Here is a 16,965-nt window from a genome sequence, read left to right as displayed (position 1 = left end):
GCCGAAGCAATCCAGGGGCCAAACAACAAGGTCTGGATTGCTGGCTGACGCTCACGATGGCCGCCTTCAAACTACAACCGCCTCACCTCTTGTTCACCCCCATATACCCGAACAGGAAGCCCGCCACCTTGCGCATCTGGATCTCCTCGCTGCCTTCGGTGATGCGGTAGCGGCGGTGGTGGCGGTAGATGTGCTCGAACGGCTTGTGGCGCGAATAGCCCATGCCGCCATGAACCTGGATGGCGCGATCGGCCGCCTCGCAGCACAGACGGTTAGCCCAGTAGTTGCACATCGAGACCTTGTCGGAGAGTGTGTGCTCGACCTGCGCCTGGGTGAGCTGGTCCATCTCCCAGGCGGTCTTGCGGATCAGCAGCCGCAGCATCTCGGCCTGCGTCGCCAGCTCGACCAGCGGCCACTGGATCGCCTGGTTCTCGGCCAGCGCCTTTCCGAACGGTTTGCGCTCACGCGCGTAGTTCACGCTCTCATTGATGCAGAATACGGCCGCACCGAGCGAGCTCGCCGCCTGCCGGATGCGGTTCTCGTGCACGAAGCACTGCGCCAGCGACAGGCCGCGACCGACTTCGCCGAACTGCGCATCCTCCGGCACGAACACGTCGGTGAAGCTGACCCGCGGATGGTCGGTCGGCATGTTGAAGGTCCAGAGATACTCCTCGACCTTGACGCCCTCGCTCTTGGCCGGCACCAGGAAGCAGGTGATGCCGCGCGCATCGCCGTCATTGCCCGAGGTGCGCGCGAACAGCGCGCAATGGGTGGCGACGTGCATTCCCGTCGTCCACATCTTCTCGCCGTTGATCAGCCAGCCCTTGACGTTGTCGCGGGTGGCTGGGACGGCCTTCGTCTCCATGTGGGTTGCGTCCGAGCCGTGATGCGGCTCGGTGAGACCGAAGGTGATGCGGTACTTGCCGGTGATCGAGCCGTCGATCATCGCTTTCTGGTCGTCGCGGCCATAGCGGTCGAGCATGGTGACGATCGGCAGATTGCCGACGATCGAGTGCTCGTTCTGCAGGTCGTTGTGCAGGCCGAGGCCCTTCGAGGCGAAATGCTCGCGGATCACCGCCATCCAGAGGTTCGAGCCGTCCTTGCCGCCGTAGCGTTTTGGGATCGCGAAGCGCAGGTGCCCGGCCGCGTCGGCACGATCCTTGGCCTTGCGCAGCAGCTGCTCCCACTCATGCCGCGGCAGGCCGCCATTCTCGAAATCGGTGCGCGCCCATTCGCGACGATGATCGAAGAAGCGGATGTTGTCGTCGGCCTGCTCCAGCGGCTTGATCTCGGCGGCGATGAAGCGATCGAGCTCGTCGAGGTAGGCGACCAATTCCTTCGGCAAGGAAAAATCCATGGCGTGTCTCCCTGTGCGTTTCGTTGTTGTTCTTGGTCCTGATGGGCGCGACCTCCCGTCGCGCGCTTGTGGCGCGCAGCGCCGTTGCGTATTTGGATGACTGCGACACCTGCGCAGGCGCTAAGTTGATGCGCGACAACCAATCAGAAAACAGGAGGAACGGCCGATGGAGCTGAAGTTTTCGAGAGTGACGCGCAAGGGGCCGATCACGATCGTCACCCTGGCGCGCCCCGAGGTCTACAACGCCCTGCACATCGAGGCGCATTACGAGCTCGAGCGCGTGTTCGACGGCTTCGCCGCCGATCCCGAGCAATGGGTGGCGATCGTCACCGGCGAGGGCGACAAGGCATTCTGCGCCGGCAACGATCTGAAATGGCAGGCGGCCGGCGGCGCGCGTGGCTGGGGCAAAAGCGGCTTCGGTGGACTGACCTCGCGCTTCGATTGCGACAAGCCGCTGATCGCGGCCGTCAACGGCGTTGCGATGGGCGGCGGCTTCGAGATCGCGCTGGCCTGCGACCTGATCATCGCCTCCGAGAACGCGACCTTCGCGTTGCCCGAGCCGCGCGTCGGCCTCGCCGCGCTCGCCGGCGGGCTGCAGCGGCTGCCGCGCCAGATCGGCCTGAAGCGCGCGATGGGCATGATCCTGACCGGCCGCCACGTCGGCGCCCGCGAGGGCCACGAGCTCGGCTTCGTCAACGAGGTCGTACCGCAGGGCGAGGCGCTGGCGGCCGCGGAGCGTTGGGCCGAGACCATCGCCAAGAACTCGCCGATGTCGATCCGCGCCTCCAAACAGGCGATCGAGAAGGGCCTCGCGGTGTCGCTGGAGCAGGCCATCACCGAGCAGCGCGACTACGCGGCGGTGCAGGCGATGATCCACTCGCAGGACTATATTGAGGGGCCGAAGGCGTTTTCCGAGAAGCGACCGCCGAAATGGCTGGGGCGGTAGCGCATCGCCAAGGTGATCATTCCGGGACACGCGGAGCGCGCGCCCGGAATCCGTGACCACGAACGGGAGTCTGGATTCCAGGCTCGCGACTGCGTCGCGCCCCGGGACGACGGCCGAGGTGATCGCAACGCCTGTCCAGCTCCCGCCGCCGTCATTGCGAGCGAAGCGAAGCAATCCAGAGTCCCACCGCCGAAGCAGTCTGGATTGCTTCGGCGCTGGCGCTCCTCGCAATGACGGCGGAGAGCTAAGCATCGCTGGTGCCCCTCCCCGCCTCGCGCCTGTAGGACGCGTAGTTGGGCTGATCGACAGCGAGCTTGTCGAGCGTGGTCTGCCAGAGGTGGTCCTTCAGGCCCGGCGTGCCGAGATCGACGGCACCACTGGCGATCTGCTCGGAAAGCGCACGATTCAGTTCGAGCAAGTCACCGTCTCGTCTCAATAGCTGTTTCAGCCGCGCGTGCTCCGCGGCATCCGCCGGAGCAGCCTGCGTCAACTGCCGCACCACCAGATCGAGCGCGTTGATTCCCACGCGCAGCTTGAACGCCGGGTGCCCGGAGATCAGCGGCGCGATGTCGGTGCGCAGGAAATCCGCGACCGCCTTCGCCAGCTCCGTCGCCGTCGGTTCGTCCTGCATCAGCCCTCTCCTCTCGGCGCCAGCAGCCGCAGCAGATCGATCTCTGTCTCCGACGCGCGGCGGCCGATCATGGCGCGCTCCATCGAGTGGTCGGGACCCAAGCGAAACCGCTGCATCATGCCGCAACACATCACGCCCCAGCGCAACGTGCCCATGACCTCCCAGAACTTCACCCTGCCGGCATCGACCTTGCGGCCAGCGGCCTCGTAGCCCGCGTACAGCTCCTCGCGCGAGCCAAAGCCGCCGACGGGCTTGTCGATCTCGCCGAAGCGCCAGGAGTTGACGCAGATCCAGCCGAGATCCTCCATGGGATCGCCGAGATGGGCGAGCTCCCAGTCGAGCACAGCGCGCACCCCGTCGGGGCCGATGATGAGATTGCCGTTGCGGAAATCGCCATGCACCAGCGTCACCTCCGCCGAGGGGCCGGGATCGTTGTGCGACAGCCAGCGCAGCGCGAGATCGAACACCGGGCGCGGCCAGTCGAAGCTTTGATATTCGCGCGCGAGCTCCGCGATCTCCCTGGTCGCGTTCATCTCGCGCAACGCGGGCAGCGTCTCGCGTCGAATCCCGTGGATGCCGGCAGCGATGCCGCCGAGCTGGCGCGCGAGGCGCGGCCGCGCCTCGGCGAATTCAGCATCGCGCAGGATCTTGCGCGCGATGGTCTCGCCCTCGACGCGGCGCATGATGAAACCGGCGCCGAGATCGTCCTCCGGCCGTAGCACGTGCAGTACCTCGGGCGACGGCACGCCGGCCGCACAAGCGAGCCGCATCAGCGCCGCCTCGTTGTCGAGCCCGGCGGCACGCCCGGGCGCGGCGCCGTAGCCCTTCGGCGAGCGGCGCAGGATGGCGCCGACATCACCACCGGGATGGACGATGTCGAAGCGCCACGTCTCCTGGCTGGCGCCGCCGGAGAGTTTCGCGGCGCCGCGCACGCCAGTCGCCCCCGGCATGAACGAGGCGACGCAGCGCGACAGCTTGGCCTCGATCATTGGCCCTTGAACTTGGCCGGGCGCTTTTCGAGGAACGCGGTGACGCCCTCCTTGAAATCCGACGTGCCGCCCGCGATGCGCTGCGACTGGAATTCGGCGTTGAGCTGCTCCTCGAACGAGTTCTCCGGGCTGTCCCAGTAAAGCTTGCGGATCTGCGCCAGCGCCACCGTCGGCCCGTTGGCGAGCTCGCGCGCGAGCTTCATCGTTTCCTCCTTGAGGGCCGCATCGTCATAGACGCGGTTGACGAGGCCCCATTGCAGTGCCGTCTCGGCCGGCAGCTTCTCGCCGAGCAGCGACAGCTCGATCGCGCGCGCCTTGCCGACGAGGCGCGGCAACAGCCAGGTCGAGCCGCAGTCGGGAACGAGACCGATGCGGCGGAAGGCTTGCAGGAAATACGCGGACTTCGCGCACAGGATCATGTCGCCCATCAGCGCGAAGCTCATGCCAGCACCGGCGGCCGGGCCGTTGACCGACGTCACGATCGGGCAATGCAGATTGCGCAAGCGGCGCAGGAACGGATGAAAGGCGGTCTCGAGCGCGGCGCCGGCATTGCTGCGGCCGGGCTTCGCCTGCGCATTGCGGCCCTGCAGATTGGCACCGGTGCAGAACGCCCGCCCCGCGCCGGTTACGACCAGGCAGCGCACCTCGGCCTTCTTCTCCTCGATCTCGTCGAGCGCCTCGGCGAGCCCGCCAAGCATGTCGATCGAGACCGCGTTCATGACCTCCTGATGATCGAGCGTGAGGACGGCGACGGGCCCGTCGAAATCGAGCGTGACGTGCTTGAACTGCATGTTTTCCTCTCAAGAGCTTTTCGGTCAGTGCATTCTTCGCCGCGGAAATTTGAAGCGCGGCATGGTTCTGTCAGCATATTTGATTTTTGCGCTTCGCTTGTCCATGGTTGGATCATCCCAATAACCGAAGCGGCGCGCAGCGCGCTCACATCATCACGGAAACGCCCAAGAGAACCCCATGAGCATGTTCGACCTCACCGGCCGTGTGGCCGTCGTCACCGGCGGCAATGGAGGCATAGGCCTCGGAATCGCCCAGGCACTTGCGTCCAGTGGCTGCAACGTCTCGATCTGGGGCCGCAACGCCGAGAAGAACAAGGCGGCTGCGGCGTCGATGGCCGCGGGGCCCGGCAGGGTCGATACCCATGTCTGCGACGTGACGAGCCCTGCGTCCGTCAACGAGGCGATGAAGGCGACACTCGACACCTTCGGTCGCGTCGACGGCTGCTTTGCCAACGCCGGCATCGGCGGCGGCGGCCGCAAGCCCTTCATCGAGCGCAGCGAGGAGGAATGGCGCACAATGTTCGCGACCAATCTCGACGGCGTCTTCCATGCCTTCCAGGCCGCCGCCAAGCACATGACCGCGCGCGCCGAAGCCGGCGATCCGTTCGGCCGCCTGGTCGCGACCTCGAGCCTCGCCTCGCTGTTCGGCACCGCGCGGAACGAGCACTATGCGGCAACCAAGGCGGCAATCAATGCGCTGTGCCGCGCGCTCGCCGTCGAACTCGCACGCCACGGCGTCACCGCGAATGCGATCCTGCCTGGCTGGATCAAGAGCGACATGACCGCAGGCATCATGGGAAACGAGAAGTTCGTTGCCAACGTCATGCCGCGTATCCCGGTGCGCCGCTTCGGCGAGCCGTCGGATTTCGGCGGCATCGCCGTCTACCTCATGAGCAAGGCGTCGTCCTATCACACCGCAGACTGCCTCGTGATCGACGGCGGCTATACCGCATTCTGACTCCTCGCAGTGGGAGGTGAGCCGGCGCGCCGGTTCACCAACCGCGGATTGTTCCCGTGCTGCACTGCAAGATTTCGGAAATTTAATCCACCCCTGGCTGCCACACCCCCGTGACCCGGGCGTTGTCTTCCATCACATAACGGAGAGACGTCCAAGGAAGGATACCATGAAGCGCGGTGTGACGGTTTTGGCCTGTGTGTCTGCCCTGGCTGTGGCCGGTTACTTTGCAATGGCCAAATGGGGCATTCAGCACGAAAGCCGCGAGTTCTTCGATGCCGCGCGGCAGCGGTCGATCAATGTCGATGTCGCCGTGCGCAAGGACTACGAGATGAAGGCCAATGCCGGGCTGTGGCGGCTGCCGGTCGCCATCATCAGCAACGGCAACACAGTGAAGAACACCGAGTACTCCTTCCTCGCGAACGTGTTCGCCGCGCGCGGCTACCTTGTCGCCAGCGTCCAGCAGGACCTTCCGACTGATCCGCCGCTCGTCACCAAGGTCGGGATGCCTTATGTCGGCCGGCTCGACGTCTACCGGAAAGGCGAGGCCAACATCCTCTGCGTGCTGAACGAGATGAAGAAGCGTCATCCGAATGCCGACTACGATCACCTGACCCTGGTCGGCCACTCCAATGGCGGCGATACCGCGATGTATTTCGCCAAGGAGCATCCGAACATCGTCTCGCAGGTGGTGACGCTCGACAATCTGCGCGTTCCTTTCGTCATCAGGGACAAGCTCAAGATCCTGTCGTTCCGCTCGGATGATCCGCAGTTCAAGACCGACCCCGGCGTGCTGCCAACGCATGTCGACAAGAAGAGCGGCATCGACATCATCAAGACCGAGTTCCAGCACACCTGGATGAGCGACCGCGGCCCCTACACGGCGCGGGAACGGATCCAGGCGACGCTCGACAAATATCTCGGTGGCGATGCGACGAGCGAACTGGCCCCGGCAGACACCGACAATCTGATCGTGACCAACGGCGCAGCGGCCCTGCCCTGATCTGACGACACCTCAGCGCTGGCGTGCGATGGCAGCTGCGCAATCGCGCAGCTGCCATCGCAGGCGTCAGTCCTGCGGTTTCTTGGCCGGTGGGCCGTTCTTATTCCCCGGCATGCCCTTGATGTTCGACGGGTCCTGAGCGCTGACGTCCGGATTATGGCGGTTGATCGTGGACGAGCCGACGGTGCCGCCTTTCCTCTCAGTGCCCGGTCCGTTCTTGTTGCCAGGCGCGCCCTGGATGCCTGCTCCGGAATTCTGCGCACTCGGCGGCGGCGTGGTCTGTGGGCTGCCCTGCGCCAGCGCTGGCGTGGCCGAGACGACGAATGCGCAAGCAACCAGACTGATCATTTGTTTCATGGGCGACCTCCATTTGTAGTTGCCGTGCTGTCCGAACGTGGCGCTGGCGGAGCCGTTCCCGGAAACATGGGAATTTCCCGCGACGACGCCGAGGGGCGCACTCCTGCCCGCTTTATTGGCTTCCGGATCGCGTCACGGCCCACTACGGTCGGGGAACCGACGCATCAGAGGCCTCTACATGGAATACCTCGCCACCGATCTCAGCGCGCGCGAGCGCTACAAGATCCTGACCTCCTTCGTGCTGCCACGGCCGATCGCCTGGGTTACGACGAGAGGCGAGACCGGGGTGGTCAACGCCGCACCGTTCTCTTTCTTCAACGTGCTCGGCGAGGACCCGCCGCTGTGCGTGTTCGCGATCAACCTGCGGCCGGACGGCCGGATCAAGGACACGCTGGTCAACATCCGCAGCTCAGGCGAGTTCGTGGTCCACATCACCGACGAGCCCCTGGCGCAGGCGATGCACGAGACCGGCGGCGACTTTCCGCCCGAGATCGGCGAGCCGGATCACCTTGGGCTCAAGCTCAAACCGTCCCGGATGATCGGCGTTCCGCGGTTGGCGGAGGCACCGTTCGCGATGGAGTGCAAGACCTGGCAGCTCATCGACGTCAATGGCGATCGCGTGCTGGTGCTCGGCGAAGGCCTCGCCTTCCACATCCGTGACGAATTGTGGGACACCGAGAAGATGCGGGTCGAGATGGAGTTATTCCATCCTGTCGGGCGCATGTTCGCCGACCGCTATTGCCGCACCGACGACCGGATGGATTTCCCGCCGGCGAAGGGCGCTGGCTGAACGCCCTGGCCGCCGGGCCCGGGCGTCAGTAGGTTGCGGCGAGATAGTCGACGATCTTGCCGACATCGGCCGCGTCGATCGGGGCGCCATAAACCTTGATCATCTTGGTGACTTCGGCCTGCCAGAACTCCTTCTTGTTCTGCATCGGCGGTTGCGTCTTGATATAGTCGGAGGAGTGACAGGCCGTGCAGTTGCCCTGCACTACGGCGAGATCGGGCCCGGGCTTGAAGGCGGCAGTCTCCTGCGGAACCTGGTAGTTGACCGGCGCCGCGGTCAGGGCGATGGGGCTGCCCGCAAGGCAGCCAAGTCCGGTGGCTAGCGTGGCGACGAGGAAAAACGTCCGCTGCATGGGTGCTGCTCCTCAGGCCGCCGTGACGCGGACGGTTTCGATGACGTTGCGCAGATAGCCGGCCGGATTCCAGCGCGGCGTCTCCGGCTGCGTCTCGCCGGAATTGCTGGTGGCACGCACCTTGAGATCGTGGGATCCCGCGGCAAGCTTCACCGCCAGCTTCCACTCGCGGAAGGAATATTTCCCGAGATCCCTGCCGAGCTTGGCGTCGGTCCAGGTCTTGCCGCCGTCGGTCGAGACCGCGACCTGCTTGATTCCCGCCCTGCCGTCGAATGCGATGCCGCGCAGCACCGCCCTGCCCGCCTTGAGCTTCGCGCCATCGGCCAGGCTGGTGATGAACGAGCGGACCGTGAAGCGGTTGATCGGGATCGTCGCTCTCGGTGTGGTGCCGGGCTCGACGGCGTTGTTCGGCGTGTCTGGAATTCGATAGGCCGATTTCATCCAGAAGCCGTCGAACACGTTGTCGATGACGGTGATCTCGTTGAGGTGCTTGACCCAGTAGGTGCCGTAATAGCCGGGCACGATCAGGCGCAACGGAAAGCCGTTGAGGAACGGCAGATCCTCGCCGTTCATGCCGTAGGCCAGCATCACCTCGCCATTCATGGCGTGATCGAGGTCGAGCGCCTTGACGAAGTCCGGCGTCTTGTCGATCACCGGTCCGTCCATGCCGCCGAAGGTGACCTGTCTGGCGCCGGCCTGGACGCCCGCCATGTCGAGCACGGTCTTGAGCGGCACGCCCCGCCAGCGCGCATTGCCCATGGCGCCGTTGCCAAGCTGGCCACCTGCGACGCGCGGCTCGAAGAAGCCGCGGCTGTTGCCGGAGCATTGGTTGACGGCGACGATCTCGGTCGCCTTCATCTTCCGGATGTCCTTGAGCGACAGCTTGAGCGGCTTGTCGACCTTCCCCTTGATCGCGAGCGTGAACCTGTCCGGATCGAGATCGTAAGGCAGGCCCGCCAGATGATAGCGGACGAAGAAGGCATTGTTCGGCGTGATCACGCCGTCATTGAACACCCCGAATGGCGTTTCGAGTTGCGGCGGCCGGCTGGTCAGGCCGATCATCGGCCGCTTCTGCGGATACTTCACCAGCGGGCGCTCGCCGTTGGCGAAGGGCAACGTCACGGTGTCCTCGGCCAGCGCGCGAGTCGCGCCAAACCCGCCCAGCAGCGCCGCCAGCCCTGCTCCCTTGAGCAGATCACGTCTGTCGATCATGCAACTCCCTCCGGAGTGGTCGTTTTGAACCCGCGGTCATCACCGCCGGCTCTCATCGAAATCTGGCGGCATGCACGGCCGCTGCGAATTGATCGTTGCACATTCTCTCACTGCGAGAAAAGCCGCGAACGTCAGCAATCATAGCATCGCAGCGCGGCAACGGCCGAGACTTCGCACGTGCAACAAGAGCAATCGTGCATCGAACCGCAGGGGCGGGCAATCGGGGCCGTCAGGCGGCGCGTGCCCACCGACGGCGCCGGCGAGGGACGACGTTGGGCACGGCGCGCTCCACGGTTGTTGCACGCCGCGATGAGCTCGCCGCTCCTTTGTGCACCCCCACACGCGCAACTACGTGCCCTGCCCGATCTTGTCCTGCGTCTTGGTCTCGAAGTCGCTGGCGTCGTGGCGCTCGTGGAGCTGGCTCTTGGGATCGCCGGAGACGCGGTTGACCATGCGGCCGCGCTTCACAGCGGTGCGCTGCGCGATCTGGTCGGTCCAGCGCTGGACATTCCTGTAGTCCTGCACCGAGAGAAACTCGCCGCCTTCGTAGAGCAGGCCCTTGGCGAGCGCGCCGTACCACGGCCACACCGCGATGTCGGCGATGGTGTAGTCGGGGCCGGCGAGATACTCGCTTTCGGCCAGGCGGCGGTCGAGCACGTCGAGCTGGCGCTTCACCTCCATCGCGAAGCGGTCGATGGCATACTCGATCTTGGTCGGCGCATAGGCATAGAAATGGCCGAAGCCGCCGCCGAGATAGGGCGCAGCCCCCATCTGCCAGAACAGCCAGGACAGGCATTCGGCGCGCTTGGCCGGCTCGGTCGGCAGGAAGGCGCCGAACTTCTCGGCCAGATAAACCAGGATCGCGCCGGACTCGAACACGCGGATCGGTTCCGGCCCGCTGCGATCCAGCAGCGCCGGGATCTTAGAATTGGGATTGATGGCGACGAAGCCCGAACCGAACTGATCGCCCTCGCCGATCCGGATCAGCCAGGCGTCGTATTCGGCGCCGCTGTGGCCGAGCGCCAGCAGCTCCTCGAGCATCACTGTGACCTTTACGCCGTTCGGCGTTCCCAGAGAATAAAGCTGCAAGGGATGACGACCGACAGGCAATTCCTTCTCGTGCGTCGGACCTGCGATCGGCCGGTTGATGTTGGCGAAGCGGCCGCCGCTGGCCTTGTTCCAGGTCCAGACCTTGGGCGGCACATAGCTGTTCTGTTCAGACACGGCAGACTCCGGCGTGAGCGTCAGGAGCGAGCGTTTTAGGCGCATATGCCGTCGAGCGGAAGCCACGCTGCGCGCGGGCGCCATCAGCATTTTCTGCATTGCGCGGTCGAACCTGCGATGACAGAACGGAGACAAGACAACAATGACGGTCCGTCGCGGGCCGGCTCCTGGAAACGCCGATGGCTGCAAGTCCCCTGCCCCCCGACCGCATTCCCGTGATCGTCGGCGTGGGCGAGATCGTCGATCGCCCCAAGGACATCGGCGACGGTCTCGAGCCGCTGGCGCTGCTCGAACAGGCGATCCGCCGCGCGGAAAATGACGCGGGCGCCAAGCTCATCCAGGACACCGGCTCGCTCGACGTCGTCAACTTCCTGAGCTGGCGCTACCGCGATCCCGAGCAGCTTCTCGCGCAGCGGCTCGGCGTGACGCCGGCGCACTGCCACTACGGTCCCGTCGGCGGCGAGAGCCCGATCAGCTTTCTGCACGAGGCCGCCTTGCGCATCGCGCGCGGCGAATGCGAGGTCGCGGTGGTCTGCGGCGCCGAGGCGCAATCGACGGCGACCAAGGCCGAACGCGCCGGCGTGCCCCTGCCGTGGACGCCGTTCGCGCATGACGTCGAGGAGCCGAAGCGCGGCGCTGCATTCCAGAAGCCGCTGGCGGTGAAGCTCGGCGTGTTCCGTCCGGTCACGGTCTATCCGTTCTACGAAGTCGCGAGCGCAGCCAAATGGGGCCAGACGACGCGGCAGGCGCTCGCCGAATCCTGCGAGCTGTGGTCGCGCTTTTCCGCGGTTGCCGCCTACAATCCCAACGCCTGGCTGAAGCGGCACTTCGCGCCCGAGGAGATCACGACGCCGTCGGCCGACAACCGCCCGATCGCCTGGCCCTACACCAAGCTGATGGTCGCCAATCCCATGGTCAACATGGGCGCGGCGCTGATCCTGACCAGCCTGGCCAAGGCGCGTGCGGCGGGCATTGCCGACAGCCGCATGATCTATCCGCTCGGCGGCGCATCGGCGGAGGATCCGCGCGACTACCTCACGCGCGATCAGTTCGCCGAAAGTCATCCGCAGAACGCCGTGCTGCGGGCCGCGATGAACATCGTCGGCGGCAACGGCGCGGCGTTCGACGTCATTGAGCTCTACAGCTGCTTTCCCTGCGTGCCGAAGATGGCGCGGCGGATCCTCGGCCTCGGCGCTGACGTGGAGCCGACCGTCACCGGCGGGCTGACCTTCTTCGGCGCGCCGCTCAACACCTACATGACGCATGCCGCCTGCGCGATGGTGCGGCGGCTGCGCGGCGGCGCCAGGCGCGGCCTGCTGTACGGCCAGGGCGGCTTCGTCACCAAGCATCATGCGCTGGTGATCTCGCGCGAGCCGCCGTCATCGCTGTCGCAGGAGGTGAGCGTGCAGGCCGAGGCCGATCGGCATCGCGCCGCAACGCCGGAGTTCGTCAGCGAGGCCGGCGGCGGCGGCAGGGTCGAGAGCTTCACCGCGCTGTTCGATCGCAACGGCGAGGTCGAGCATGGCGTGGTGATGCTGCGCACCGAGCAGGACACGCGCACGCTGGCGCGCGTGCCGGCGCAGGACGCAGCCACGCTGGCGCGGCTGATGGATCAGGACCGGTCGCCGGTCGGCGCGCTCGGCACGATCACGATGGCCGCCGATGGTGTGCCGGAGTGGCGGACGAATTAGTTCGCTTCCGTCGCCTCACACCTCCCGCGCCTCGTGCTGCCAGCGCGCATAGGCCGTCTCCCAATCGGGATCGCGCTCCGCCGCGAAGCCGAGCGTCCTGCCGCCACCGAGGTCGCGGAAGCCGATCATGGCGCGGCGGTGCGCGCCGCTTCTGACATAGGCGCGCATGCTGGCTTCGTCGGTCCAGACCGTCAGCGTGTGATAGATGCCATTCACCGGACGAAGCTCGACGCGCAGATTCCCGGGAGCCGCACGCGCCTGGCGGACGGCGCGCAGCGTGTGCCACCAGAATCGCGCCAGCCGCGTGAGGCCGCGATGCGGGCGGAAGCCGGTGACGGACACGTAGACGCTCATGGCGCGCTCCTGGATCGCAAACCGCCGCGCGATGGAACGGTCGCGCCGACAGGTGTGAGCACAACGCTGCCCACCGCGTCCTGGATGTCGAGTGCGGATCACGGGCCGGCGCTCAGCGCCCACTTCGCCTGGGCTTCACGTTGGCAGGCACCGTGCCCGTGGTCTCCGCAGCCGCCGGAGGCGCGCTGTCGTCGCCCGCCAATTGCTGGTCGCGCTTGCGCGCGAGCGCCTCGTCACGCCGGGCGGCCGCGACCGCCAATTCCGGATCCAGCTTGAGCGCCTGGTTGAAGTCGGCGAGCGCGCGGTCGTAGTGCCCCTTTGCCAGCCACACCGTGCCCCGGTCGCTGTACGTTGCGGCATCGCTGAAGCCCATGCGCACGGCGTGGTCGAGATCGACAAGGGCTTCGTCGAGATCTCCCTTGCGCTGGAACGCAAGTCCACGATCGTGGAACAGCATCGGGTTGTGCGGATCCAGCCGGATCGCCCGCTCATAATCGCCAAGCGCCCGGTCGAAGCGACCCATGCGGACCAGATCCTTGGCGCGGTAGTGATAGAGATCGGCATTGCGGGGCGCGAGCCGGATTGCTTCGTCGAAATCGGCGACGGCGCCCTCAAGATCGCCCTGTCGGCTGCGGTCCATCGCGCGCTTCACCAAGGATGCGGCGGTCATCGGCGCAGGCGGCACGACCGGCTCTGCCGCTTTCGGCTCTGCCGGCGGAGGCGGCGCGGGGGCCTCCGCCGCCGGAGGCGGCACCGGGAGCACGGCTCCGGTCGCGTCCTGGACGGCAGGCGCCGGGACGGTCTCACCTGCGACCTTGCGCTGCGGCCCCGATCGGGCCTGCGGCGACGGTGTCACGATCGAGCGCGTCGCCTGCCTGCTCATCCAGTCACCGGCGGAGGGCAACAGCAGAATCTCGAGGCCGATCAGGACCGCGCTGAGCACGGCGGTCGCCGCGGTAAACTGCAGGATGGCGTCCCAGCGTTCGCGGCGGACGCGGTCGCGCTCGGAGGCGAGATGGGCGTCGTATTCGGCACGCAGGCCCGCGTCGCGCAGCACGTTGTAGGCGACGATGATCAGCTTGAGCTGATGCTCCGACGCCGCATCGGCGCTGCCCCGGAGGTCGGGATGGTGCGCCTTGGCGGCCTGGCGGAACGCCCGCTTGATCGTGTCGAGATCGGCCCGCGGCGATACGCCGAGCACCTCATAATGCGTCGTCATGGCGCGATCCCGAACCTCTCTTCCGAGGCCGGTCCGGGATCACGCGGGGAGCAGGTCGAGCGCATAATGGGCGCCATCGCGGGTGAGCCGACCGAACGCGGCCCACGGAAAATGAGATCCACAAACCAACATCTTTTCTGCAACGATACGATCGAGCAATCTGCGCCGGCTGACCTCGGCAGCCGCGCCGTCCTGGTCATAGGCGCCGTGCCATTCCGGATGGCGCAGGCACAACGCCGGCACATAGGCGGTGTCGCCGGAGATCATCAGTTGCTCCGCTCCGGAGCCGAGATGAAACGCGGTGTGCCCCGGGGTATGACCGGGGACGCTGACGAAGCGGATGCCGGGCACCACCTCGTCCTCGCCCTCGACCGGCAGCACGTTCTTCCAGCCCGGGATCACGCTCTGGATGCGGCGCGCCAGCGCCTGCCGCCACGGCGGCAGCCGGCTGGTCAGAGATGCATCGGTCCAGAATTTGTACTCGGCCGCAGCCACGATGATCTCGGCGGTGGGAAACACCGGCGCGTCGGTGTTCTCGCCGAGCAGGCCGAAGATATGATCGGGATGGAAGTGCGAGATCAGGATGGTGTCGATGTCTTCCGGGCGAATGCCGGCTGCTTTCAGATTGTCCAGCATGCGACCCGAAACGAAGATCGAGTCGGAATTGTAGCCCTGCACCTGACCACCGCCGCCGGCATCGCAGAGCACGGTCTTGCCCTTCAGCCGCACCACGAAGGTGGAGATCGGGACCGGGACGAAGGCTGGGCTCAGACCAGCGGCGCGCAGTGCGTCCTTCACGTCGCTGATGCTGGCATTGCTGATGAAGCCGGCCTCGTGCGGCTTTTCCCACACGCCGTCGTAGAGGGCGATCACCTCCGCCTCGCCGATCGTGATCCGGCGATAGCCGCGTGCGGGATCCTCAGTGCGGCGGTGCGGCTTGGCGGCAACGACGGCTAGTCCCGCATCGAGACCCAAAGCAGCCGCGGCCGTCGCGGCCGATAGCACCAGGGTCCTTCGCGAAAAACCACCCGCAATCACATTGCCTGCCACTCAAATATACCGTCGGTTGAATAAATGCCTAACACAAGTTAATCTCCGCACCTTAGCGGGATTATGGCGCGACAACGGCCTTTCTGGCCGGGGCGTCAGGTGTGGGGAGTCTGCAACGGTGGGGGATGATCCGGTCGAGCGGGGCGCCGCCTGACGAACGGCGCACGCATGAGCGTCGACGTGGTTCGCGGGGGCGTCGTCGGCTCTGTCCGCGGCTATCGGTAGGGCTGTGTCGTTCGACTATCGGATGCGACAGCGGCCAATCTCGGCCGCTGTCCTCCGCTTCGTCATGTCTTGGGTCAGGCGGCGCGAACCGATTGCAGGAAGCGGCTGACTTCCTGCTTGAGACGCTGGCTATCACCGGAGAGCTGGCGCGCGGCGCTGAGCACTTGCCCCGAGGTGTCGCCGGTCTCGCTGGCGCCGCGCTGGACATTGGAAATGTTGGCGGACACCTGCTGTGTACCCGCGGCGGCGTGCTGGATGTTGCGCGAGATCTCGGCGGTTGCTGCGCCCTGCTCCTCGACCGCGGCCGCCACCGTCGCGGCGATCTCCGACAGCCGCTCGATCGTCGTCGAGATCTCCCTGATGGCGCCGACCGACTCCTGCGTGGCCCCCTGGATGCCGGAAATCTGTTGGCCGATCTCGCCGGTCGCCTTGGCGGTCTGTTCGGCCAGCGCCTTGACCTCGGAGGCGACGACGGCAAAGCCGCGGCCGGCTTCGCCCGCCCGCGCGGCCTCGATCGTGGCATTGAGCGCCAGCAGATTGGTCTGCCCGGCGATCGTGTTGATCAGTTCGACGACGTCGCCAATGCGGGTCGCCGCCTTCGACAGCTCGCCGACACGATCATTGGTGCGGCGTGCCTGCTCGACCGCATCGGAGGCGATGCGCGCGGACTCCTGCACCTGGCGGCTGATCTCACGGACCGACGAAGTGAGCTCCTCGGTCGCCGAGGCGACGGCCTGAACATTGGCCGACGCCTCTTCGGAGGCCGCAGCGACGGTGGTGGAAAGCTCCTGCCCTCGCACGGCGGTGCTCGACAGCGAGTTGGCCGAGCTCTCGAGCTCGCTGGAGGCCGAGGACACCGTATTGACGATGTTGCCGATGGCGCCTTCGAAACTGTTGGCGAGCTCCGACATCTCCCGCTTGCGCGAGGCGGCTGCTCGCCGCTCCTGCTCACCGAGCTCCCTGGCGTTGAACCGCACCATCGTCTGGACGGTCTGCAGGTTACGCAAGGCGCGGCCGATCTCGTCGTCGCGCTCGATGTGCATGCGGGTGTCGAGCTTGCCCTGGGTGATGCTTTCCATCGTCTCGTTCACATGATCGAGCGGCGCCACGATCACGTTCATTGTGCGCAGCCCGACCAGGCCACACAGCACGACACCGGTGGCAGCAATCGCCACGGCGGTCATTCCGGCGAGCCCGCCCTCCCCGAACGAGATGACACCAAGCACGAGCAGGAACAGCGTCTGCAATCCGACCAGCGTTCGCAGCCGTGCCGCGATCGTGCCGGTGAACATCGAGAGATGGTCGAACACCGAGCGGCGGCGGACGATGCCGTCGTCGATCTTGTAACCATGTGGCCGCTTTTCGCGGATCGCCGCATAGACCTGCTCGGCCTCTGCGCGCTGGTCGGCGGGCAGCTTGGTGCGCACCGAGGTGTAGCCGACGACCTGGCCGTCTTTGCAGATCGGCGACGCCGTCGCCAGCACCCAGTAATAGTCGCCGTTCTTGCGGCGGTTCTTGACCGCGCCGACCCAGGGACGGCCGGCCTTGAGCGTGGTCCAGAGATTGTCGAAGGCTTCAGGCGGCATGTCCGGATGACGCACGATGTTGTGCGGCTGCCCCATCAGCTCGGCTTCGGTGAAGCCGGCCGCATCGACAAAATCCTGGTTGAAGAAGGTCAACTTGCCCTTCGTGTCGGTCTTGGACACGATCAGCGTGTCATCCGTGATCGGATACTCGACGTTGGTGACGGGCAAATTCTTACGCATGGCGAGTCTTTCAATCGACGATGATGGCCGCGAGTCATGCCGGCATCGGCATGACT

Annotated in this window: 17 protein-coding genes; 5 read left to right on the top strand and 12 right to left on the bottom strand. The window is 66.0% G+C overall.

Features of this window, described 5'->3' with window-relative positions; genetic code table 11:
- Positions 1-82: 82 nt before the first annotated feature.
- Positions 83-1,357: an acyl-CoA dehydrogenase family protein gene (locus QX094_RS24025; protein WP_315749191.1), complete on the bottom strand. Its 1,275-nt coding sequence runs from the start codon at positions 1,355-1,357 to the stop codon at positions 83-85.
- A 166-nt stretch (positions 1,358-1,523) separates the two neighbouring features.
- On the opposite strand from QX094_RS24025, the gene QX094_RS24020 reads away from it, so the two are divergent.
- A complete protein-coding gene (locus QX094_RS24020) occupies positions 1,524-2,303 on the top strand; it encodes an enoyl-CoA hydratase-related protein (RefSeq protein ID WP_315749190.1) in 780 nt (259 codons plus the stop codon).
- 244 nt (positions 2,304-2,547) lie between these two features.
- Here QX094_RS24020 and QX094_RS24015 read toward each other — a convergent pair whose 3' ends face one another.
- The 3 genes from QX094_RS24015 to QX094_RS24005 are packed head-to-tail and all read right to left on the bottom strand — an operon-like array spanning position 2,548 to position 4,714.
- Positions 2,548-2,934, bottom strand: a complete 387-nt coding sequence (locus QX094_RS24015) for a DUF6285 domain-containing protein (protein WP_315749189.1) — start codon at positions 2,932-2,934, stop codon at positions 2,548-2,550.
- The gene (locus tag QX094_RS24010; protein WP_316185182.1) at positions 2,934-3,923 is read right to left on the bottom strand and encodes a phosphotransferase family protein; all 990 of its coding nucleotides are present in this window, start codon (positions 3,921-3,923) and stop codon (positions 2,934-2,936) included. The genes QX094_RS24015 and QX094_RS24010 overlap by 1 nt, the downstream gene beginning before the upstream one ends.
- Positions 3,920-4,714 (bottom strand): enoyl-CoA hydratase/isomerase, encoded by a 795-nt coding sequence (locus QX094_RS24005; RefSeq protein ID WP_315749186.1) that lies wholly within the window; start codon positions 4,712-4,714, stop codon positions 3,920-3,922. The genes QX094_RS24010 and QX094_RS24005 overlap by 4 nt, the downstream gene beginning before the upstream one ends.
- A 178-nt stretch (positions 4,715-4,892) precedes the next feature.
- On the opposite strand from QX094_RS24005, the gene QX094_RS24000 reads away from it, so the two are divergent.
- Both QX094_RS24000 and QX094_RS23995 read left to right on the top strand, forming a co-directional pair.
- A complete protein-coding gene (locus tag QX094_RS24000) occupies positions 4,893-5,672 on the top strand; it encodes an SDR family oxidoreductase (protein WP_315749184.1) in 780 nt (259 codons plus the stop codon).
- A 166-nt stretch (positions 5,673-5,838) separates the two neighbouring features.
- Complete coding sequence (locus QX094_RS23995; RefSeq protein ID WP_315714939.1) at positions 5,839-6,672, top strand: alpha/beta hydrolase; 834 nt, start codon at positions 5,839-5,841, stop codon at positions 6,670-6,672.
- A gap of 66 nt (positions 6,673-6,738) precedes the next feature.
- Here QX094_RS23995 and QX094_RS23990 read toward each other — a convergent pair whose 3' ends face one another.
- Positions 6,739-7,029 carry a hypothetical protein gene (locus QX094_RS23990; RefSeq protein WP_316185179.1) on the bottom strand — a complete coding sequence of 97 codons (291 nt, stop codon included), beginning with the start codon at positions 7,027-7,029 and terminating at the stop codon, positions 6,739-6,741.
- Between the two features lie 178 nt (positions 7,030-7,207).
- Here QX094_RS23990 and QX094_RS23985 point away from each other — a divergent pair, with 178 nt between their 5' ends.
- Positions 7,208-7,819 (top strand): flavin reductase family protein, encoded by a 612-nt coding sequence (locus QX094_RS23985; protein ID WP_316185178.1) that lies wholly within the window; start codon positions 7,208-7,210, stop codon positions 7,817-7,819.
- A 25-nt stretch (positions 7,820-7,844) separates the two neighbouring features.
- Here QX094_RS23985 and QX094_RS23980 read toward each other — a convergent pair whose 3' ends face one another.
- The 3 genes from QX094_RS23980 to yghU all read right to left on the bottom strand — a co-directional run bounded on the left by QX094_RS23980 (position 7,845) and on the right by yghU (position 10,649).
- Positions 7,845-8,168 (bottom strand): cytochrome c, encoded by a 324-nt coding sequence (locus QX094_RS23980; RefSeq protein ID WP_316170577.1) that lies wholly within the window; start codon positions 8,166-8,168, stop codon positions 7,845-7,847.
- 12 nt (positions 8,169-8,180) lie between these two features.
- A complete protein-coding gene (locus tag QX094_RS23975) occupies positions 8,181-9,380 on the bottom strand; it encodes a molybdopterin-dependent oxidoreductase (protein ID WP_316185176.1) in 1,200 nt (399 codons plus the stop codon).
- A gap of 348 nt (positions 9,381-9,728) precedes the next feature.
- The gene (gene yghU, locus QX094_RS23970) at positions 9,729-10,649 is read right to left on the bottom strand and encodes a glutathione-dependent disulfide-bond oxidoreductase (RefSeq protein ID WP_409998601.1); all 921 of its coding nucleotides are present in this window, start codon (positions 10,647-10,649) and stop codon (positions 9,729-9,731) included.
- Positions 10,650-10,783: 134 nt separating this feature from the next.
- Here yghU and QX094_RS23965 point away from each other — a divergent pair, with 134 nt between their 5' ends.
- Positions 10,784-12,295: an acetyl-CoA acetyltransferase gene (locus QX094_RS23965; RefSeq protein WP_316185174.1), complete on the top strand. Its 1,512-nt coding sequence runs from the start codon at positions 10,784-10,786 to the stop codon at positions 12,293-12,295.
- A 15-nt stretch (positions 12,296-12,310) separates the two neighbouring features.
- Here the strand turns inward: QX094_RS23965 and QX094_RS23960 are convergent, their stop codons facing one another.
- From QX094_RS23960 to QX094_RS23945, 4 genes are all read right to left on the bottom strand, one after another.
- Positions 12,311-12,649, bottom strand: coding sequence for an antibiotic biosynthesis monooxygenase (locus QX094_RS23960; RefSeq protein ID WP_315714946.1), 339 nt, complete (start codon positions 12,647-12,649; stop codon positions 12,311-12,313).
- 112 nt (positions 12,650-12,761) lie between these two features.
- A complete protein-coding gene (locus tag QX094_RS23955) occupies positions 12,762-13,868 on the bottom strand; it encodes a tetratricopeptide repeat protein (protein WP_315714947.1) in 1,107 nt (368 codons plus the stop codon).
- A 39-nt stretch (positions 13,869-13,907) separates the two neighbouring features.
- Positions 13,908-14,873 (bottom strand): MBL fold metallo-hydrolase, encoded by a 966-nt coding sequence (locus tag QX094_RS23950; protein ID WP_315714948.1) that lies wholly within the window; start codon positions 14,871-14,873, stop codon positions 13,908-13,910.
- Positions 14,874-15,217: 344 nt separating this feature from the next.
- A complete protein-coding gene (locus QX094_RS23945; protein WP_316174667.1) occupies positions 15,218-16,909 on the bottom strand; it encodes a methyl-accepting chemotaxis protein in 1,692 nt (563 codons plus the stop codon).
- Positions 16,910-16,965: the final 56 nt, after the last annotated feature.

The organism is Bradyrhizobium sp. SZCCHNS1050 (assembly GCF_032484785.1).
Lineage (GTDB): Bacteria > Pseudomonadota > Alphaproteobacteria > Rhizobiales > Xanthobacteraceae > Bradyrhizobium.
This window is presented reverse-complemented; position numbering and strand designations above follow the sequence as displayed.